Here is a 20501-nt window from a genome sequence, read left to right as displayed (position 1 = left end):
GTGAGAAGGCCGCAGCATGACACAGGATGCAGCCTTTCTTGTCTTCCTTGTTTTCTGCGGTGGCATGGCGGCGCAGTGGATTGCCTGGCGTTTTCATCTTCCCGCCATTGTTCTGCTTTTTGGACTGGGACTGGTTCTGGGGCCGGGACTGCATATCCTGCATCCCTCCACCCTGATCGGACCGCTGTTCCACCCCATCGTCTCGCTGGCTGTGGCTTTGATCGTGTTTGAAGGCGGTCTTGCGCTGGACTTCCGACAGCTCAGCGTGGCGGGCGAAGGCGTGATCCGCCTGACGCTTGTCGCGCTTCCCATCAACTGGATTCTGGGGTCCGCCGCCGCGCATTATGTCGGCGGTCTGGCATGGGGGCCGTCCTGCCTGTTCGGCTCCATCGTCGTGGTGACCGGCCCGACGGTCGTGCTGCCGTTGCTGCGTCAGGCCAAACTGAAACCGCGTATCGCCGCCTTTCTGCGCTGGGAAGCCATTGTCAACGATCCGGTAGGGGCGATTCTCGCCACTCTCGTGCTGGAAATTCTGCTGATGAAGCCGAACGAAGGCACGTCGATCTACTTCACTGAGATGATGCCGCATCTCCTGATCAGCATGATCGTGGCGATCGGTCTCGGCATTGGGGGCGGCTGGAGCGTCAAGCAGCTCTTCGTCCGCGACCTGATGCCCGAAACGCTCAAGATGCCGCTCCTTCTTACATTGGCGCTGGCAGTCTACGGGCTGGGTTCCCTGTTCATGGACGGGGCCGGTCTCATGGCGGCGACGGTCTTCGGTATGGCGCTGGCCAACATGCGTGTGCCGGGGCTGGGTGAGTTGCAGCGGATGAAGGAGAGCCTCGTCGTTCTGATCGTCTCGCTTCTGTTCATTCTGCTGACTGCTGACCTTCATCGCGTCGTTCTGGCCCGTCTGTCCTGGTCCATCTTTGCACTGACCCTTGCGATGATCTTTATCGTCAGGCCGCTGGGCATTTATCTGGCGACGCTGCGGAGTGGTCTGAGCTGGAACGAGCGGATCTTTGTCGGCTGGATCGCGCCTCGGGGTATTGTCGCGGCGGCTGTGGCTGGTGTGTCAGGGATTCGCCTGAGCGAGGCGGGTTTCGCCAGCTCCGAATTCGTCATGCCCGCCGTGTTCGCGCTCATTGCGGCGACTATGCTGCTGCATGGGTTTTCGCTGACACCTCTGGCGCGGAAACTGAAACTGACGCTCTCCAATGTGCCTGCACTGGCGATTGTCGGGGCCAATCCCTGGACGCGAAACATGGCTGAGGTTGTGGTCAAGGCAGGAACGCCGGTGACCATGGTCGATACGGCGGCGCGGGGGCTGGTGCCCGCAAAACGGGCCGGTATTCCGGTGCTGCACGCCGAGATGCTGTCGGATGCCGGAGCGGAGAGTCTGGAGGAACTGCCTGCGGACTATCTGATCGCCGCTACACCGGACGCGATCTACAACGGCATGGTCTGTGCGCACCTTGCGCCCCATTTCGGGCGGGCGCGTGTCTATCAGGTGAGCCCGGGCCTCAAGAAACTGGATGAGTATCGTGGTCTGAGCCGGGATGCGCGCGGCAAGCTGCTGGGTGAACCGGCATGGAACTTCACGCTTCTGGATACACTTTATCAGGACGGCTGGCGCTTCGTGGCGCTGCCGGTCACGCCGGAAACCGAAGTGCAGCTTTCACGACGTGTTGAAGATCGCCTCGATTTTCTCACACTTCGGCCGGGTGGCGGAATCATGATCCATTCTGCCGAAGAAGGGCGGGATGCACCGCCCGCTGTCGAAGAGGTGATCATTTCCATGGTGCCGCCCCGACCCAACGTTCAGCAGGTTACGACGTCGCCTCAACCGTGATGGAGGAGAGGCCCATGGCGAGAGCTTCCCGCAGATCGGCTTCAGTCAGGGCGATGCAGCCTTCCGTGGGAGCCTTGTCCGGCGACTGGAGATGCAGAAAAATTGCTGAACCACGACCCGCGACTGGCGGTTCGTCATTGTAACCGAGCACGCCGATGATGTCGTAGAGATGGTCCTCGCGCCACAATTCTTCGTGACGAGCGGGGTGTGGCAGCGTGATCTGCCGGTTGTAGTCGGCATGTGACTGATCATCGCACCAGCCATCCTGTCTGGTGATCGGCTCGAGCAAAAGGCGGGAGCCGTCGGCATGAACCGGCCCCAGTATCGGGCGGCTGATCCGGTCTGCGCGATAAAACAGTTTGCGCAGCGGGAAAGTGCCTACCGGGGTGGCGTGATCCCCTTCTTCCTTGTGACGTGTGATGCCGGCAGCGCCGATTACAGCCGGGAAAACCCGGTTTGCGCAATGCAGTCGTGCAGTGCAGCCGCTTTCAGGAATGAGTGTCGCATGTATCATGATCACGGTTCCGGTTTCAGATGAGGTTATCGGGGGATCTGACTGTTGACGGGTTCTGTATCACCGTGTTGCTGCAAGAGCGTCATGGAGAGCCGGTATTTTGTATCGGCATGATGGCAGAGTGGAATTGGCGTTATCCTCCGTTTCATGCAAGTCTGTCACGACGCCGTGAAGCAGAGGTTCGGCACTTGTCCGCCGAAAGGGGGAAGTGAGTCGGTTGCCTCTTGCCGTAGGGGTAAAGGGCGCTTACTGAGCCCGCAAAAAGAAGAGGTAGTGAATGTCGGGCGCACGTCCAATCCTGATCGTTGATGATGACCAGACGCTGCGACAGATGCTGGTTGAGCAGCTGCAGGTCGAGGGTGAGTTTCAGGCTGTAGAGGCCGATTCCGTTGCCGCCGCATGGGAGGCTCTGAAGGCTCCGGATGCGCGTTTCGACGCGATCATCCTCGATGTGACGCTTCCGGACGGAGACGGCCGCGACTTCTGTGTGGAACTGCGTCGGGCAGGACTGCGGATGCCGATCGTCATGCTGACCGGTTCGGATGACGAGGCAGACATCGTGCGCGGTCTGGATGCCGGTGCGAACGATTATGTCGCCAAGCCCTTCCGCATCGCCGAACTGCTGGCCCGTCTGCGCGCCCAGCTTCGTATCTTTGAAAACAGCGAAGACGCGGTCTTTACGGTTGGTCCCTACACCTTCCGTCCGTCCGCCAAACTGCTGGTGGAGACGACCCGCAACAAGCGTATTCGTCTGACGGAGAAAGAGGCCGCGATCCTCAAGTTTCTCTATCGCGCCGGGACACGTCCTGTGCCCCGTCAGGTGCTGCTGAACGAAGTCTGGGGCTACAACGCTGCCGTCACGACGCACACCCTTGAGACACACATCTATCGTCTGCGTCAGAAGATCGAACCGGATCCTTCCAACGCGACGCTGCTGATTACGGAGGGCGGTGGCTACCGTCTCGACCCGGAGGCTGGCGTTCCGGTCGCCTGATCTTTTACGGAAAGCCGCTCTCCTTGTTCGGGAGAGCGGCTTTTCTTTGATGGGTATTCGTAAAGGCTTATGACGGTGGCTGAGAGGTAAGAGCGCAAAGCTTTTTCTTATTGGTTAAAAACTGTCGCCTGATTTGAATTGTTAGCCAAGCCTCTTTCCATACGCTGATTCCAGTATTCCCATGGAAAAGCGACCTGTTCCACTGAGATGAATGCGACATCCGGGTGGTCAGAAAAAATCTGTCTGGCTCTATCGAGTACATCCTTGCGGACAACACCAAGAAAGCGTGGTTCATGCCAGCTTTCATCAATGACATGATTTTGGGTGAGCACTCTTCTGGCTGGATTATACCAGCGATTTTGGCGGTCTTTGATTCTGTCGATCAAACCTGAAATGTTTGCGGCTTCCGAAACCTCGACAATAATGACTTCTTTTTTTGGCAGATCGAGCGCCACGAAATCAGGGCAGGTTCCTCCGTCTTGCAGTTTTTCATCATACGCGATGGCAAACTGAGGAGCGATAAAGACTTTTCCGTCCAATGTAAGATAAGTCGCAACATTCGATTCAGAATCTGACATATTGTGTGGTCCTTATTCTAAATTTGATTAATGATATGTAGAATTTATATAATTTTCGAGAAAATTTATAACACAATAAAATATACAAGGTATGTTGTTATGTGTCCTGAATATTGTTTCATGTAGGCTTTGCGAGTCTAATCAAAATAAGGCACTCTCAAGTTTACGTGCCTGTAAGAGCCTCAGACGTTTACATCCCGGTTGTCGTTGAGGATGATCCAGTTTCGTCAGCGGAATAACAGGACCAGAGACTGGACTATGACTGAGTCAACGACGCCCCGATCAGAAGAGAGCACCAGGCCGCAAGACTATTCCCGTCGGCAGTTCGCCCGGCTGGCAGGGCTTCTCGGAGCCGGAGCGTCCTTTTCCCGGATCGTCCCCTCTGCGCGGGCGAATACGCCCGTCACCGGACAGAAGACTTCCTCCATCTTTCTGGATAAAAATGAATACTGGACCGGTCCGCTGCCGCAGGCCGCGCAGGCCGCGCAGCGAGAAATCCTCTCAGGTAACCGGTATGACCCGGACAATCTGCATGACGATTTTCTCCGGACCGTCGCCAGCGTGGAACATGTCCCGCTTGACCGCGTGCTGGTCTGGCAGGGATCGACAGACCCGCTGATCCGTAGCGTCCCGGCCTTCTGCTCACCAGAACGGGGATTGGTGACGTGCGATCCAACCTTTGAGGTTGTCTGGGAAGTAGCGAAATATCTCGGAATTCCGCTCCAGCGCGTGCCGCTGACGGCTGCGGACCGTTATGCGACAAACGCCAGGGCCCTGCTGGCGGCCAACCCGAAGGCCGGTCTCTATTATCTCTGCGCGCCGAACAACCCGACCGGCACCCCCACAGCGCTGGATGAAGTCAGGTGGCTTCTGGACAATAAGCCGTCTGACGCCGTTGTTCTGGTGGACGAAGCCTATATTCACTTCTCAAACAGCCCGAGCGCCCTGTCCCTGCTGGGAGAACGCAAGGACCTTCTGGTTCTCCGGACCTTCTCGAAACTGTTCGGTATGGCGGGCCTTCGCGTGGGCCTGAGTTTCGCTCATCCCGATCTGCATCAGCGCATGATGCGGTATGACGGAGAGGCCGCTACGGGTTACACCAATGTCTCCGCGCTCGCCGGAGCCAAGGTCAGTCTCCTGTTGCCGGATCAGGTTAGAAAGCGACGCGAAGGCATGACGGCAGTCAGAAACTCTGTCGAGCAGCATCTTATAAAAAGAGGAATTAAGTTCATCCCCGGCAGTCAGGCCAACATGATTATGGTCGACTGGGGGCGTCCGGTGGCGGAAGTGACCAAAGCTTTCGAACAGGGCGGGATCATCATCGGTCGTAGCTGGACGATCTGGCCGAACATGTCGCGTGTCACAATCGGCTCGGCGGAAGAGATGCAGCGTTTCAACCAGCAGGTAGACCGGATTTTCGGAACCTGAGGGGGAGTTAAGCTCCCATATCCAGCATCACAGGCACATGGTCTGACGGCGAGGTCCAGTTTCGCGCCTCCCGGATGACCTGCATGCCGTGCAGCACATCCTTCAGGTCAGGCGTTACCCAGATATGGTCCAGCCGTCGTCCGCGATTGGAGGCGCTCCAGTCCCGGTTGCGGTAGGACCACCATGTGTAGAGCTTTTCCGTCGGCGGCACGAAGTGGCGCATCGCATCGACGAAGCCCGTGTCGAGCCACGCATTGAGGCGTGTCGTCTCTGGCGGAGTATGGCTGACGATCTTCAGAAGCTGCTTATGGCTCCAGACGTCATGCTCAAGTGGGGCGATGTTCAGGTCACCGACAATCACCGTGCGCTTGCGGTGATGCGTCTGAAACCACTCGGTCACCTGATCCACAAAAGCCAGCTTGTGCGCGAATTTCGGATTTTCCTCGATATCCGGAATGTCGCCACCCGCCGGAACATAGAAATTGTGGATTTCGACCGGGCCATGCTCGCCTGCAATGCTGGCTGCCGCGTGACGACAGTCACCACGCTCGCACCAGTCGGGTGCATCCGGAACGGGTGACAGCGGGTGGCGGGCAAGGATCGCCACACCGTTGTAGCTTTTCATGCCGCGTCGGACCTGATGCGCATAACCCAACTCGGTCAGCGCCTCGGACGGGAACAGCTCGTCCGGCACCTTGGTTTCCTGAAGGCAGATCACGTCAGGACGCAGTTGCCTGTCCAGCTCCGCAAGCAGCGGAAGACGGAGGCGAAGCGAGTTGATGTTCCAGGTCACGATACGCATGGGGCGTGGTGGATCGCCCAAACGACGCGCCGAGGCAAGGGGGATTCTGTCGGGTCTGGTCAGCACTGTGTCACGCAGGGCACAGTAGGGACGGCCCGTTTGACGGGTGCGCTCTTGCAAACTCCCGATATGGACCCGATTTCTCAGCCATGACATCCGATTCCAGCCGTCAGGCCGCTCCCGCCCCGATTACCGAGGAGGTGCTCGCCCTCCACAATTCGCTGCTCACGCTCGACAGCCACATCGATATTCCTTGGCCGGACCGTGATGACGCGTTCCTCGATACGCCGGATCGCTTTGTCGATTTCCCCAAGATGCAGCGTGGGCATCTCTCGGCAGGCTGCTTCGTCGCCTATCTGCCTCAGGGAAAGCTGGATGCCGAAGGGCATAAGGCCGCTCAGGAACAGACCATCGCCATGCTTGAGGCGATCAACCGGATGCAGGGCACCCGCAACGGCATCACGGCCCGCGTCTGTCCGACGGTGAATGAGATCGAAGCCGCGTGGCGTGACGGAGCGCTGGCGGTCGTGCCGGGTGTGGAGAACGGCTACGGCATGGGCGACGATATCGGCATGCTGGCGAAGTTCCGGGCGCTTGGGGCGCGCTATGTCACCCTGACTCACAATGGGCACAACGCGTTGGGCGATTCCGGCCAGCCGAGCCGGGTGCTCGGTGATCCGGCAGCGATGCATGGCGGCCTGTCAGCACTTGGACGGGAGGCCATCGCCGAGATGAACCGGCTGGGTATGCTGGTTGATGTGTCGCACACGGGTCGCGAGACGATGCTTCAGGCTGTCGAGGTCTCTTCGGTTCCGGTGGTGGCGACCCATGCCTGCGTGAAGGCCCTGTGCGATCATCCGCGCAATCTGGACGACGTGCAGCTTGACGCGCTGAAAGCCAGCGGCGGTCTGATCCAGATTACCGCGATTGGGGGCTTCCTGCGCCCTCGTGCGGAACTGGCCGGACGTCGGGCGACAGTCGCGGACTACATGGATCACCTCGACTACGTCGTGAAACGGCTGGGGGTCGAGTATGTCGGGATTTCATCGGATTTCGATGGCGGAGGACAGCTGGAAGGCTGGGAAAACGCAGCGGCGTCTCCCGCGTTGACAGCGGAACTGATGCGTCGTGGATACGACCGCAGCGAGATCCAGGCGTTCTGGGGCGGCAACTTCCGACGGCTTCTTCGCAAGGGTGAGGAAGCTGCCACGGCGGGTCTGTAACAGGGGCGGATTCGCCTTTGTGAACAAACCGGGACCGCTGCGTGAAACGGCGATCAGAATGGGATCGCCGATTTTGTCCACCTCCGGGATTGACTCCCTGTATTTCCATTCACTTTTGCCGATTCGGCCCTTCGGGGAAAATGTTCAGGTGATAAAATATAACAAAAACAAAAAGTTAACTGCTTTGATTAAAAAATATGCAATCCAAGATTCAAGGCGGAAGACCGGGGGGTCCATCAATCTGTCATCTTTTCTTCCACAAAGTTATCCACACGTTCGGTGGATGAATACTCCATGACAGACGAAACCCTTGGAGCGACTGCGGAAATGCCGGAGTCCCCCCTCACGGGCGTGGAGGTCATTCAGACCGCGCTGAAGACCATGCCGTTGTCGCCGGGCGTCTACCGGATGATCAACGCGAAGGGCGAGGTGCTCTACGTCGGCAAGGCGCGGGCGCTGAAGAAGCGCGTGACCTCCTACACGCAGCTTTCCCGCCTGCCGGAACGCCTGCGCCGGATGGTGTCCGAGACGGCCTCCATGGAGATCGTCACGACCCACACCGAGGCCGAGGCGCTGCTGCTCGAGGCCAACTACATCAAGCGCATGAAACCGCGCTTCAACATCCTGTTGCGCGACGACAAGAGCTATCCTTGGCTGATGCTGACGGGCGGACATGAGTTCCCGCAGCTCGCCAAGCATCGTGGCAAGATGGACAAAAGCTCCAGCTACTGGGGACCGTTCGCCTCGGCATGGGCCGTGAACCAGACGATCAATATCCTGCAGCGGGTGTTCCAGCTTCGGACCTGCTCGGATTCCGTGTTCTCGTCTCGCACGCGGCCCTGCCTGCTGTTTCAGATCAAGCGCTGTTCCGCGCCGTGTGTCGACCGGATCAGTCGTGAGGATTATGCTGGGCTTGTCCGGCAGGCGAAGGAGTTTCTCGCCGGTGAAGGCGCGACTCTGAAAGCGGAGTTCGCGCAGGAAATGGAGCAGGCGGCGGAGGCTCTGGACTATGAGCGGGCGGCTGTTCTGCGTGACCGTATCCGGGCGCTGGCCAGCATGCAGGATTCGACGGTCGTCAATCCGTCCAGCATCCGTGACGCCGACGTTATTGCGGTCTGGCAGACGGCGGGGCAGGCCTGCATTCAGGTGTTTTTCATCCGTGGTGGGCGGAACAACGGTAACAGGGCCTTCTATCCCGCGCATACGAAGGACGAGACAGACGCCGATATTCTGGCAGCCTTTCTGGCGCAGTTCTACGACGATAAACCTCCACCCGCGCTGCTACTGGTGAATCGCGATCTTGAGGAAGCGCCTCTGCTAAGCGAGGCGCTGGGGATCAAGCGCGGCCACAAGGTCGAGATCCTGCGCCCTCAACGGGGCGAGCGTCGCGAAGTGGTGGAACATGCCGAGACCAACGCTCGTGAAGCACTGGAACGCAAACTGGCCGAGAGTGCCGGACAGGCCAAGCTGCTGGATGGGGTGGCGAAGGTGTTCGGCCTTGATGAGCCACCGAACCGGATCGAGGTGTACGACAACAGTCACATCATGGGGACGAACCCCTATGGCGTGATGATCGTAGGCGGTCCGGAAGGTTTCGATCGACGGTCTTATCGGAAATACAGCATCAAGAGCGGGATCACCCCCGGCGATGACTTCGGCATGATGCGCGAGGTTCTGGAGCGACGCTTCGGGCGTGCGCTGAAGGAAGCTGCGGAGCAGGGACGGGAAAAGTCAGCCGACTGGCCGGACGTGCTGCTGATCGACGGTGGCGCGGGGCAGTTGTCCGCCGTGCAGAGCGTTCTGGACTCGCTGGGCGTGCGGGATGTGAAGCTGGTGTCGATCGCCAAGGGACCGGACCGAAATGCCGGGCGCGAGTGGTTTCACACACTGGACGCGCCGCCCTTCCAGCTCGAACCGCGCGACCCGGTGCTCTACTACCTCCAGCGGCTGCGTGATGAAGCGCACCGGTTCGCCATCACCACGCATCGCGCGGGTCGCTCCAAGGCCTTCGTGAAATCGGAACTGGACGAGATTCCGGGCATCGGTCCGACCCGTAAGCGGGCGCTACTGAACCATTTCGGCTCGGCGCGAGGCGTCAGTCAGGCGGGTCTGGTGGAACTGGAAGCGGTGGCGGGTGTTAACCGGGAGACGGCCCGCGCCATCTACGGACATTTTCATCCCGACTGGACGCCTGCCTGACGGGCTGACGCTTGCTGCGACTGCCGTGAGGATCATCAGAGCGTGATCAGGTCGTGGGTTTCTCCGGTCCTCACGTTTTTTTAACGTCGGGGAAATCTCTCGTCGCAATAGCTTTCCTGCTGATAAAAAAGGCAGATCTTCTACTATGCGTCGTTCCTGTTCGTGGCAAAGTGGAGTAACGTGGTCCCCATGATAACCGATCTGCCGAATCTCCTGACCCTGTCGCGGATCGTCGCCATTCCGGTTCTGGTCGTGCTTGTGGCCATGAATCGTGCGGAGGCGGCTGCCGGGGCGTGTCTGCTCTTCATTGCGGCGGCGGTGACGGATTATTTCGACGGACATCTGGCACGCTCCCGCCAGATGCAGTCGGATCTTGGGCGGATGCTGGACCCGATCGCCGACAAGCTGCTTGTCGGCGCGTCCCTGATGGTGCTGGCGGGGCTGGACAAGCTCACCTATGGCGCGCTCTGGCCTGCCATCGTGATTCTGTGTCGTGAGATTCTGGTCAGCGGTTTGCGGGAATATCTGGCGGGCACGCGTATCAGCCTACCTGTCACACGGCTGGCGAAATGGAAGACCGGCTTCCAGATGACCGCCATCGGATTTCTTCTGGCGGGTGACAGCACCGGCGTGCTGCTGCACATGCCGTGGCTGCCGGTCAGTCTGATGGGGTCCGTGATGCTGTGGATCGCGGCGGTTCTGACGCTGATGACGGGATGGGATTATCTGGTGGCCGGATTGCGGCATGTGGAAAAGGCCGGAGGTACCGAAAAAACAACGGTCTGAGCGTGACCTGTTCGCCACGCTTCACTGCCCTCATGATGTGAAAATGTGAAAGAACATGACTTTCAGGTAAGCTGGAATTTACCTGTGGCTGTCACGCTTGTATCAAAGCCCGCACTACACGGACCATCTGGACGAGGAAGAACTTATGCGGAAAGCCGCTCTTGTAGCGTCATTACTGGTGTTGAGCGGTTGTTCCGGCTTTGACAAATGGCTTGCTGATACGGCGACTCTCCCGGGAGCCAATCCCAACGCGCCTAATGGGGAATCGGAGACGCTGCGGCGCGTGCGTGGATACGCCACGACGGAAACGCCTCTGCTGCCGGAGGCGGGGAATATCTGGCCGGGCGCGCCGAAGCCCCTGCCTTCACTGTCAGATGTGGCGTCCGATCATGATTCCCAGGTGGGAGGAGCCGCTGGTGATCTTCCGGATGGCGGCAAGCTGTCTATCGGCGAGGATTTTCAGGATTCCTTCTCCGGCGCAGGCACGGCTGCCGCGCTGCCCAGCGTAGAGCCTGATGTCGCCTCCAAATTCGGCGGCGGGAAAACCGCCAGCTCCACCATCGAGATTCCGAATGGTGACGGCACAACGACCCTGATTCATCCGGATGGCTCTATCAAGACCGTGAAGACATCTTCCCTTCATCAGGGTGCTACAGCAGTTGGCGCAAAGGAAGGGACTTCCGGAAAGACCCCAATGTCGCCTCCAGCGCCAGCCAAGGATGAGAAGGATATCGTTGTTCCTGCAACGCCGCTGCTTTCGACTGATCCGGTAAGCAAGCACTGACGGAGGTTGCGTTCGTCAGAAAAATTATGGGCTGACGGAAAGATCGGATAGGGTGAGAGGCTGCCTGACTTGTGAATGTCAGTCCCGTATGACCGGAACGTATCAGGCAACCAGAACAGGAATTCCACATGAATGGCAGTGTGACAGTCCTCTATTTTGCTGGCCTGCGTGAACAGGTTGGACGCGGAAGTGAAACGGTCGCTCTTGCCCCTGATATTCAGACAGTAAAAGATTTTCTGGCAGTGCTCCGACAGCAAGACGCTGCTTTTGACGCCGTTTTTTTACAGTTTCCTCGCATGCGTGTGGCGGTCAACAAGGTCATGGGTGACCTTTCGACCGCCGTGCATAATGGTGATGAAATCGCTTTTTTCCCTCCCATGACCGGAGGATGAGCGCCATGACGCAGCAGGAACCCTCCTCTAGACTCCGTGTTGTGGTGCAATCTGAGCCCTTTGATATGGGGGCGGAAGCGGCGCGACTGCTGGCTCTTGATCCGGAGACGGGTGGTTTAGGCTCTTTTCTTGGCATTGTGCGCGGAGGTGGCGGACTGATGGCTCTTGAACTGGAGCATTATCCCGGCATGTGCGAGCAGACCCTGACGATGCTGGCGGAAAATGCGTTGCAGCGATTCAGTCTGGTTGGATGCACGATCATTCATCGTGTGGGACGACTGGTTGTTGGAGAGCCCATTGTGCTCGTGCTGGCCGCAGCCGCGCATCGTGGCGCGGCGCTGGACGCCACGCGCTTTCTGATTGATCGTCTGAAAACCGGTGCGCCGTTCTGGAAAGCCGAAGAATTTGCCGATGGGCGGCGCGTCTGGGTAGAAAGCCGACAGGAAGACGAGGCCATCGCTGCAGGGTGGTGAGCCAGTCCCACTTTATGAACAGCGATGAGCAAGGTGGCTGCGCTTCCTGACGTTCTATGCTGACAGCACCGCGTGAATAGCCTGTGTCAGCGTTCGCAGTTCTTCTGGTGATATAGTAAAAGCCGGTGTCAGGTAAATGATATTCCGGAATGGTCTGATCCAGACGTTCTCGGCGATAAAGCGTGTCCGGAGCGCTGCCGGATCGGCAATCCTGTCCAGTTCCACCACACCAATGCCACCCATGACCCGCACATCCTTCACGCCCGGTAGTGTGCGGCAGGGTTCCAGTTGTTCACGAAGGGCCGTTTCAAGCGCCGCAACCTGTTCAAGTCGAGGCTCCTGTTCGAATAGGTCAAGCGACGCGTTGGCACAGGCACAGGCCAGTGGATTGGCCATGAAAGTTGGCCCGTGCATCAGGGCATGTTCGGGATTGTCAGAAAGAAACGCCTCGTACACATGACGTCGCGCAACGGTCGCGGCCAGCGCCATGGTGCCGCCGGTGAGCGCCTTGGACAGTGTGATGATGTCCGGCACGATTCCGGCCTGCTGACAGGCGAACATCGTTCCCGTCCGGCCAAAACCGGTGAAGATTTCGTCCAGAATCAATAAGAGTCCATGTCGGTCGGCAGCATCGCGCAGACAGCGAAGCACGTCCGGCGAGTGAAACAGCATGCCGCCCGCCCCCTGCACCAGAGGTTCGACAATGATGGCGGTGATTTCGTGAGCGTGGGTGTTCAGAAATGTCTCAAACGTCGCCGTGGTCGCCTCATCCCGGGGCAGGTCGATCACATGCTGTGCGGGCATCACCCCGGCGAACAGATGATGCATTCCTTCTTCGGGATCGCAGATCGCCATCGTGGCCAGCGTGTCGCCGTGATAGCCGCCCTTGAATGCCAGCAGCTTCGTGCGTCCGGCCTCTCCGCGATTGAGCCGATACTGGATCGCCATCTTCATCGCCACCTCGACGGCGACGGAGCCGGAGTCCGTATAGAACACTCGCTCCAGATCGCCCGGCAGCAGAGCGGCCAGTCGGGAAGACAGCCGCAGTGCGGGTTCATGCACCATGCCGCCGAACATCACATGTGGCATGCGGGCAAGCTGAATCTCCGCACAGGCGCGGATGTGTGGATGGTTGTAACCGTGGCACGCCGTCCACCATGCAGCCACGCCGTCCACGAGAGACCGTCCATCCTCAAGAATGATCCGGCTGCCTTCCGTCGCGTAGGCAGCCAGCGGGGCCGGAGCGGTCTTCATCTGGGAGTAGGGAAGCCAGATATGGGGCAGACCGTCTTCATACCAGTCGGGTGAGGACAAGGGGCAACTCCTTTGGGGCGGCATTGGGCGTCTCTCTCATATCAGCGCGGTGGCTGGTTGCCATCCTTGCAACGATGGAAAGACCACCATCGGGGGGGGTGAAGACGTGCTTCCTATCTTTGGATGTAGAGATAATTTTAGAAATCCCTTTATAATATCAGTCATAAATGGAAAAAATAAGTGCAGGAAAGCAGCACTGTCCGTCTGTAGAAAGAAAGGTTCCGAGAGCAGGAAAAGCAGCAAACGTCATTGCATGATTGACCCTTAATCAGCGTTCCGGCACCACCTTCGCAGCATGACCCGATTTGATTCCCTTTTCAGACAGGCCGTCGAAGCGCTTCAGGCGCAGGACCGGCGGCGCGTTCTCCGGCCCATGACGGCGGCGGGTGGGGCACGTTTTGAACGTCCGGATGGCGCTTGTCTGATTGATTTCTCATCGAATGACTATCTCGGCCTGTCTCAGCATCCCCGACTGAAAGAGCGGGCTGCGGACTGGGCGCTGCGCTATGGAGCCGGGAGTGGCGCATCCCGCTTGGTGACCGGCACGCGTCTGCTGCACGAGCAGGTTGAGGGACGGGTCGCCCGTCTCAAGAAAACCGAAGCGGCCCTGCTGTTCGCTTCCGGCTGGCAGGCCAATGCCTCGCTGGTGCCGGCTCTTGCGCGTCTGTCCTCGGAACAGATGGGTGCGGCTCCGCTGGTTTTTGCGGACAGGCTGAATCACGCCAGTCTGCATCAGGGATGCGCTGCGGCGGGCGTTCGACAGATCCGGTTCCGGCATAATGATCTCGACCATCTCGAAGCCCTCCTGAAAGCCCGTGACAGTGACCCGGGCCTGAAGCTGATCCTGACCGAGAGTGTCTTCAGCATGGATGGGGATCGTGCCGATGTTCCCGGTCTGGCGGCTTTGGCCGAGCGGTATGGCGCTTTTCTCTGCCTCGACGAGGCGCACGCAACGGGTGTTCTTGGGTTTCAAGGTGCTGGCCTGGCGAGCGAGGCGCCAGAAGGCGTGCATCTTATCATGGGTACGTTCAGCAAGGCGCTTGGTGGAATGGGTGCCTACATTGCAGGTTCCCGCGCCCTGTGTGACTGGCTGATCAACAGCGCTTCCGGGTTCATCTATTCCACAGCCCTGCCGCCTGCCATGCTTGGAGCAGCGGATGCGGCGCTGGAACTGCTGCCTGATCTGGATGCGGAGCGGACGCGTGTTGTGCGTCATGGAGAGACGCTGCGGCAACGTCTTCATGAAGCCGGACTAAGGACAGGTGCTTCCAGCACGCAGATCGTGCCGGTCATGCTGGGCGAGGCCGCGACCGCGCTGTCTGTCGCGGCAAGGCTGGAAGCGGACGGAATGCTTGTCGCCGCGATCCGGCCACCGACCGTGCCAAAGGGCGAGAGCCGCCTACGGATCACTTTGTCAGCCGCTCATACGGAGGACGATGTGCAGCATCTTGCCGATGCGGTTGTGCGTCTGTGTGGTGTGGCCTGATGCAGATTGTTCTTGTGCATGGCTGGGGTTTTACGCCCGCGATGTGGCAGCCGGTGCGGGACAGGCTCGGACAGCCCACCGTAACGCCCGATCTGGGATTTTTTGGATCGGCAGAGACAGACTTGTCGACCGGTCAGCCTCTACTGGCGGTTGGACATTCTCTCGGACTGCTCTGGCTGTTGATGCAGACCTCTCTGCCGGAAGGTAGTATTGTCCTAGGAATCAATGGGTTTACACGCTTCAGCCGGGCGAATGATTTTCCGGCGGGTGTCCTGCCTCGCGTGCTGGATCGGATGATGAAGGGGCTGGAGCGGGGTGCTGTGCCGGTCCTGCGTCAGTTTCGTGAAAACTGCGGTCTTTCCGGACAGGAAACAGAGAATTTCAGAAATCCGGAAACGACACGTCTCATGGACGGACTGAGCCTTTTGCAGAAAGGTGACGCTCGCGCAAAGGGAAATCGCGTGCATGCTACTCTGGCAAGTCGGGACGATGCGATTGTCAGTCAGGCTATGACGGAGGCCTCGTTTCCGTCGGAACGGATCGAGTGGCTGGAAACAGGGGGGCATCTCCTGCCTCTGACCCATCCGGATCGGTGCGCGACATTCATTCTGAAAGCCTGTGAGGAAATCTCTGCCGATGGTTGATAAACACTCGCAGACGAAGCAGGAACGCACGGCCATAGCGGCGCGATTTGGTGCGGCTGAAAAGTATGATTCAGCAGCGACTATTCAACGGCTGGTGGCACATCGACTACTCGACAGGATCGTTCGTGCATTTGGTGACCGCACGCCTGCGCGTATTCTCGAATTTGGTTGTGGCACCGGCGCTTTTACGGCGTTGTTGAAAGAGCGTTGGCCGGATGCGAAACTGCTCGCGACCGATCTGGCTCCCGAAATGCTTGAGCGAGCCAAGGCGCGGTGTGGGAATGATGTAGAGTTTTCCGTCATGGATGCGGCATCGCCGAACCTCACAGGCTCTTTTGATCTCGTCTGCGGCAATCTGGCTCTGCAATGGATCGATCCGCCGGAGCAGGCTCTGTCGGCGCTCTATGGTTTGCTGGCTCCGGGAGGTCTGCTGGCTGTCTCCACGCTTGCCGCAGACTCTTTTTCGGAGTGGCGACAGGCGCATGCGCAGGAAGGCGTTGCGGCGAATATCCGGGTCTACCCGACACACGCCACCTTTCAGAAAGGATGGCCAGCGAATGTCGTCGGTTCAGCGCTACAGGCTCCGTTTGGACAATGGGTTTTTGAAACACTTGTCGAGCAGACGCAGGGGGGCTTGGCGTTTCTGCGTGGCCTGAAGCGGATTGGCGCAACCGCACCCGTTGACGGCGGACATCCTTTGACCGCCGGCGCTCTTCGGAAAGTGGTGCGTCGTTTTGATGCGGCAGGGGCGGTGCTGACATGGGATGTCGCGCTCGGTCTTTTCCGCCGTGCGCCACGAGCCGGCGTTTTTGTGACGGGCACAGATACCGGGGTGGGTAAGACCTTTATCTCCGCCTGCTTGACCAGAGCGTGGGACGCGCTGTACTGGAAGCCCCTCCAGACCGGACTGGCGGAGGAGGCGGGTGATACTCCCACGGTCACGGAGCTTGCAGGCGCGGACGGGAATCGCATTCTTCCTCCAGCCGATACCTTTCTGGCGCCTTTGTCTCCGCAGGCAGCGGCAGCGGCGGAGGGGCGGGAGGTTGATGTGAGCCGTCTGGTTCTACCAATGAACCAGCCAGAACGTCCTCTTGTCGTGGAAGGGGCTGGCGGCGTGGATGTGCCTGTCACGAAGGATCTTCTGCTGATCGATCAGATTGCGGATTTTGGCCTACCAGTGGTGGTTGTGGCGCGCAGCGGACTGGGAACGGTCAACCATACCCTGCTCACTCTTGAATCGCTGCGTCGCCGAGGGATCGGGATTGCCGGAGTGGTGTTGAACGGGCCGCTTAATCCGGGTAATCGGGCGGCGATTGAGGAGCACGGTCATATCGCAGTGCTGGCGGAAGTGCCGCTTTTTGAGAACGTCACTCCGGACAGTGTGAAGGATGCGGCGCGTCTCATGCCGCGATGGAGCCATCTGGATGAGTGAGAGATAGCTGCTCTTCCTGCGCAAGACCGGTATCAGAAACCCCTTCGTGGTAAACCTTTAATAAGGAACAATCAAAGTTTTTGGGTGTCGCTTTTTTCCAAAAAGGTGACGTTATCAAAAGCTTTTTGCAAAAAGCTTCACCAAAAACTTCCCTGTGATTTACAAGAGGCTTCGCGAGCTGGTCCTGCCGAGACCGCTCACCGCCTGCGCGAGCGTTGCGGCGTGTCACGTGACGGTGTTGTGTCTCGTGAAAGAGCAGGCACCGGCAGCGCCACCAGTTTGAGACCGAGTGTGCTTTCCACTTTCCGCATCGTCTTGCGTTCTTCCGCGGAACAGAGTGTTGCCGCCCATCCCATGCGTCCCGCCCGTCCAGTGCGGCCGATCCGGTGCAGATAATTATCGGGCAGTTCGGGAGGAGACATGTTGATGACCTGTCCCACCTGCTCAACGTCCAGACCGCGTGCGGCGATGTCGGTGGCGACAAGAATTGTGGCTTTTCCGCTGGAGAAAGCCTCGATAGCGGTATTTCTCGCAGGCTGGGTAAGGCCGCCATGCAGCCCTACAACTTTCAGCCCCCGTTTGCGGAATTGTTTTGTCAGAAGATCGGCCTCGTCGCGGGTCGATGCGAACACGATGGCGCTACGGTCAGGATGACGACGCAGGAGCGCTTCCGCAGCCGCCGGTTTGGCGGCCTTGTCCACGAACAGCACGGCCTGCCGGATGCTGGGTTTTTCATCTTTTGCCGGTTCGATCCGCACCGGCTTGTACAGAAACTGCCCGGCAGCGGTCATCGTTTCCTGTGAACCGGTGGCGGACACAAGGACGGTCTGCCGGTCACGCGGCAGAAGCGCCAGAATACCCAGCATTTCGTCACGGAATTCGCCGGTCATCAGACGGTCACCCTCATCGAGGACGAGAAAGCGGCATGATGCCGACTCAACGCGTTCCGTGCGGAGCATGTCCAGCAGACGACCGGGCGTCGCCACGATCAGGCGGGCGGTTTCAGGCGGGGCGTCATATTCCCTGTCAGGATCGTCTTTTGTGCCACCATAGACAGCAAAAGGTTCAAGTTCTGGACGAGTGGCCAGCAGCGTGCCCATTTCGGTAACCTGTCGCGCCAGTTCCCGCGTCGGGACGATGATCAGGGCCGTATTTTTTTTCTTGCGAAGCAGATAATCGAGGAGCGGCAGAAGATAGCAGGCTGTCTTGCCTGTTCCTGTCGGAGCAAGGATTTCCGCATCATGTCCGGAAAGCAGCGCCGGAATGGCTGCCTTCTGAATGGGGGTGGGATCCTCCAGGCCTGCCTTTCCAAGCCGGGCAAGCAGGGCGGGATTCAGCTTTAGAGAAGAAAAACCGCTGTTTTCCGCGCTTTTCTGGTTGGTGGATGTGTGGGAAGACGCTGCGGTCGATGAAGGCATGATGAGTATCCGAAGGAGTCCGGTGGACGTAATCGCGGCACGGACCACGGTCGGTCCGGACAGTCTACCAAAGACAGAGGCAGAGCGTTACGGCAGACATATGCCAAAATACCATCGCGGATGCCATGTTTCCATGACATCCGTTCTGGCCGAAGGGATACTATCCTGAGAGTCGTAAGTGTTCACACGATCGATCTGTTCTGGATAGACTATATCGTTTCGCTTTTCGAAACGGGTTTGCGGCGATCAGACTTCAGGCTGCTTCTGCAAGCTGTGAAAGATCTTCGTTATTATTGTGGTTGTTATACAGACGGGCCTGCCGGGGTGTCTGTATGGCGAGCCAGCTGATGGGGTGGCCAGCAGCCAGCGGCTCAAGCCCGGCCTGTTCACGCACAGTACTGCAGGAATGAAAATGGATCTCACTCTGCATCTTCTGTGATCGTCTGTGAATAAAACTTCTACTGACTCCAAGTTCTTTTGCTGCACTTCTAAGTGTCATCTTTTTCTTATTAAGAAGAAATGAAAGTTTTTCGTCCTGCTCGGTGGACCATATCAGTGCGCGAGGCATTAAATACTCTCTTTCTTTTGTGATCGTGTGAACAACTCCATTATTGCGATACCAACTGAAAAACGAAGGCAATATTTAACGATGGATTAACGGAAAGGGGGGTGTTGCGATAATAAGTGGTATAATTTTATTTTTTGTTTTTATATTTATACATTCATTTCGGCATATATTAGTTGCGTTATAGAGATACGATGTATCGAATAATATGTTTTTATTCATGATAAAAAATATAAAAAAAGATAATAAGGTAATAAAAAAGAATAAGTCCGCAATAAATCGCTGGTTCTGAAAAGGGTTATGATACGCTATCTCATTGAAATGGCTTGATTAAATCAGAGACAGCTTCATCCGGGATACGCGGGGAGAAAGTTGCTCGGAAAATGGTACAAAAAGAACGACTTCGTCATTCTTATTGTGCCGTATTGTGAAGCCCGTCCAAATGAGAACATTGCGGGCTTCTTTCCCTAAAAATGCCATTTTGTGTGTCTCACCACACGAGACCCGCCAGACAGGCGAATGCGAATCCAACACCTATGTCCCTGTTGGCACGGAATTGGGAGAGGCAGAGACGCGGATCCTGTGGATTGACGGAAACAGCCTGTTTCAGCAGCAGGGCGATGCAGACAAGCGCCACGGGATAGAAGCCAACACCGGTGTGCGCGAGAAAGCCTGCGCCCAGAAAAGCAAGGCCTGCGGCGGTGTAACAGGCCCCGACAAACTCTCTGGCGCGCCCCTGCCAGAGAAGAGAGGTGGATTTCACGCCAATCCGGGCGTCGTCATCCATGTCCTGAAAGCCGTAGATGGTGTCGAAACCCAGCTGCCATAGGATGGTCGCAGAGTACAGCAGGATCTGGGTCATGTCGCAGCGGTCCGCCACCGCGGCGTAGCCCATGGGTGCGCCGAAGCCAAACGTGAAGCCCATGACAAGCTGCGGCCACCATGTGAAGCGCTTAGCCAACGGGTAAAGCCCGACCAGTATAAGAGAAGAAGCGCCGAGCAACTGGGTCAGAGGATTGAGTTGCAGCAGGATGCTCAGCCCGATCAGCAGCAGAAGCAGAAGAAACAGCGCCGCATGACGCATTCTCAGAGCGCCGGATGCAAGCGGTCGTCCTGCGGTGCGTGTGACCTGCCGATCGATATCCCGATCCCACATGTCATTGACGACACATCCGGCGGATCGCATCACCAGACTGCCAATGCCGAACAGCACCAGCAGGCGCACGCGCTCAAGCGGTGAGGTTGTCCCTCCGGCGTCCGGCAACAGAATGCCCCATGCGCCCGGAAGGAAGAGAAGCCACGTGCCGATCGGCCGGTCCAGACGCGCCAGAAGCGCATAGGGACGTAACGGCGCGGGAAGGCGGGAAATCCAGCCGGTGCTGCGAATATCCGTGTGCGGAGTGGCTGTACCTGACACTGCAATCCCTCTTCACTGGTTTTCTGGCCGGGGCTTTTCACCCTGGGCCGGGCCATCCGTCAGCCCGGTTCTTCGGAAACAATACTGACCCGGGCTTTATAGACTTCGGGGGCTTCGGACTTGACCGGAGGACGAATCCCGTCGAAACCGCGCCGATTGATGCGGGGCAGACCCGTCGGGGTCAATGGTGTCGGGTCAAC

General features: G+C 58.3%; 19 protein-coding genes. 12 read left to right on the top strand and 7 right to left on the bottom strand.

Features of this window, described 5'->3' with window-relative positions:
• Positions 1-16 precede the first annotated feature (16 nt).
• Positions 17-1852: a cation:proton antiporter gene (locus EMQ_RS06700; RefSeq protein WP_010667378.1), complete on the top strand. Its 1836-nt coding sequence runs from the start codon at positions 17-19 to the stop codon at positions 1850-1852.
• On the opposite strand, the gene EMQ_RS06695 is transcribed toward EMQ_RS06700, so the two are convergent.
• Positions 1830-2366, bottom strand: a complete 537-nt coding sequence (locus EMQ_RS06695) for a L,D-transpeptidase family protein (RefSeq protein ID WP_010667377.1) — start codon at positions 2364-2366, stop codon at positions 1830-1832. The genes EMQ_RS06700 and EMQ_RS06695 overlap by 23 nt on opposite strands.
• Positions 2367-2643: 277 nt before the next feature.
• On the opposite strand from EMQ_RS06695, the gene EMQ_RS06690 reads away from it, so the two are divergent.
• Complete coding sequence (locus EMQ_RS06690; RefSeq protein WP_010667376.1) at positions 2644-3360, top strand: response regulator transcription factor; 717 nt, start codon at positions 2644-2646, stop codon at positions 3358-3360.
• A 107-nt stretch (positions 3361-3467) separates the two neighbouring features.
• Here EMQ_RS06690 and EMQ_RS06685 read toward each other — a convergent pair whose 3' ends face one another.
• Positions 3468-3938 (bottom strand): hypothetical protein, encoded by a 471-nt coding sequence (locus EMQ_RS06685; protein WP_010667375.1) that lies wholly within the window; start codon positions 3936-3938, stop codon positions 3468-3470.
• A 258-nt stretch (positions 3939-4196) separates the two neighbouring features.
• Between EMQ_RS06685 and EMQ_RS06680 the strand changes: the two genes are divergently transcribed.
• Entirely contained in the window at positions 4197-5366 is a 1170-nt protein-coding gene (locus tag EMQ_RS06680; protein WP_010667374.1) for an aminotransferase class I/II-fold pyridoxal phosphate-dependent enzyme, read from the top strand.
• Positions 5367-5373: 7 nt separating this feature from the next.
• Here the strand turns inward: EMQ_RS06680 and EMQ_RS06675 are convergent, their stop codons facing one another.
• Entirely contained in the window at positions 5374-6168 is a 795-nt protein-coding gene (locus EMQ_RS06675; RefSeq protein WP_010667373.1) for an exodeoxyribonuclease III, read from the bottom strand.
• Positions 6169-6317: 149 nt separating this feature from the next.
• Here EMQ_RS06675 and EMQ_RS06670 point away from each other — a divergent pair, with 149 nt between their 5' ends.
• The 6 genes from EMQ_RS06670 (at position 6318) to EMQ_RS06645 (ending at position 12025) form a co-directional block, all read left to right on the top strand.
• Positions 6318-7391: a dipeptidase gene (locus EMQ_RS06670; protein WP_018308281.1), complete on the top strand. Its 1074-nt coding sequence runs from the start codon at positions 6318-6320 to the stop codon at positions 7389-7391.
• Positions 7392-7685: 294 nt separating this feature from the next.
• Positions 7686-9590, top strand: coding sequence for an excinuclease ABC subunit UvrC (uvrC, locus tag EMQ_RS06665; protein ID WP_010668976.1), 1905 nt, complete (start codon positions 7686-7688; stop codon positions 9588-9590).
• A 189-nt stretch (positions 9591-9779) separates the two neighbouring features.
• Positions 9780-10376 (top strand): CDP-diacylglycerol--glycerol-3-phosphate 3-phosphatidyltransferase, encoded by a 597-nt coding sequence (pgsA, locus tag EMQ_RS06660; protein WP_018308282.1) that lies wholly within the window; start codon positions 9780-9782, stop codon positions 10374-10376.
• Positions 10377-10521: 145 nt separating this feature from the next.
• On the top strand, positions 10522-11160 hold the full coding sequence (locus tag EMQ_RS06655) for a hypothetical protein (protein ID WP_010666660.1): 639 nt from the start codon (positions 10522-10524) through the stop codon (positions 11158-11160).
• A 128-nt stretch (positions 11161-11288) separates the two neighbouring features.
• Positions 11289-11552, top strand: coding sequence for a MoaD/ThiS family protein (locus tag EMQ_RS06650; protein ID WP_010666661.1), 264 nt, complete (start codon positions 11289-11291; stop codon positions 11550-11552).
• Positions 11549-12025, top strand: a complete 477-nt coding sequence (locus EMQ_RS06645; RefSeq protein ID WP_010666662.1) for a molybdenum cofactor biosynthesis protein MoaE — start codon at positions 11549-11551, stop codon at positions 12023-12025. The genes EMQ_RS06650 and EMQ_RS06645 overlap by 4 nt, the downstream gene beginning before the upstream one ends.
• Positions 12026-12079: 54 nt before the next feature.
• On the opposite strand, the gene EMQ_RS06640 is transcribed toward EMQ_RS06645, so the two are convergent.
• Positions 12080-13363 carry an adenosylmethionine--8-amino-7-oxononanoate transaminase gene (locus EMQ_RS06640; RefSeq protein WP_026200158.1) on the bottom strand — a complete coding sequence of 428 codons (1284 nt, stop codon included), beginning with the start codon at positions 13361-13363 and terminating at the stop codon, positions 12080-12082.
• A gap of 271 nt (positions 13364-13634) precedes the next feature.
• Here EMQ_RS06640 and bioF point away from each other — a divergent pair, with 271 nt between their 5' ends.
• Genes bioF through bioD form a run of 3 tightly spaced genes read left to right on the top strand, consistent with a single transcriptional unit; the run spans position 13635 to position 16901 of the window.
• Positions 13635-14825: an 8-amino-7-oxononanoate synthase gene (gene bioF / locus EMQ_RS06635; protein ID WP_010666664.1), complete on the top strand. Its 1191-nt coding sequence runs from the start codon at positions 13635-13637 to the stop codon at positions 14823-14825.
• Positions 14825-15469, top strand: coding sequence for an alpha/beta fold hydrolase (locus EMQ_RS06630; protein ID WP_010666665.1), 645 nt, complete (start codon positions 14825-14827; stop codon positions 15467-15469). The genes bioF and EMQ_RS06630 overlap by 1 nt, the downstream gene beginning before the upstream one ends.
• Positions 15462-16901, top strand: coding sequence for a dethiobiotin synthase (gene bioD / locus EMQ_RS06625; protein WP_018308283.1), 1440 nt, complete (start codon positions 15462-15464; stop codon positions 16899-16901). Before EMQ_RS06630 ends, bioD begins: the two co-directional genes overlap by 8 nt.
• 197 nt (positions 16902-17098) lie before the next feature.
• Here bioD and EMQ_RS06620 read toward each other — a convergent pair whose 3' ends face one another.
• The 3 genes from EMQ_RS06620 to ubiA form a co-directional block, all read right to left on the bottom strand.
• On the bottom strand, positions 17099-18319 hold the full coding sequence (locus EMQ_RS06620; RefSeq protein WP_010667539.1) for a DEAD/DEAH box helicase: 1221 nt from the start codon (positions 18317-18319) through the stop codon (positions 17099-17101).
• A 253-nt stretch (positions 18320-18572) separates the two neighbouring features.
• Entirely contained in the window at positions 18573-18887 is a 315-nt protein-coding gene (locus tag EMQ_RS06615; protein WP_132012059.1) for a sporulation transcriptional regulator SpoIIID, read from the bottom strand.
• 487 nt (positions 18888-19374) lie between these two features.
• The gene (gene ubiA / locus EMQ_RS06610; RefSeq protein WP_010667794.1) at positions 19375-20301 is read right to left on the bottom strand and encodes a 4-hydroxybenzoate octaprenyltransferase; all 927 of its coding nucleotides are present in this window, start codon (positions 20299-20301) and stop codon (positions 19375-19377) included.
• Positions 20302-20501 lie beyond the last annotated feature (200 nt).

It is taken from the genome of Acetobacter aceti NBRC 14818 (assembly GCF_000193495.2).
GTDB lineage: Bacteria > Pseudomonadota > Alphaproteobacteria > Acetobacterales > Acetobacteraceae > Acetobacter > Acetobacter aceti.
This window is presented reverse-complemented; position numbering and strand designations above follow the sequence as displayed.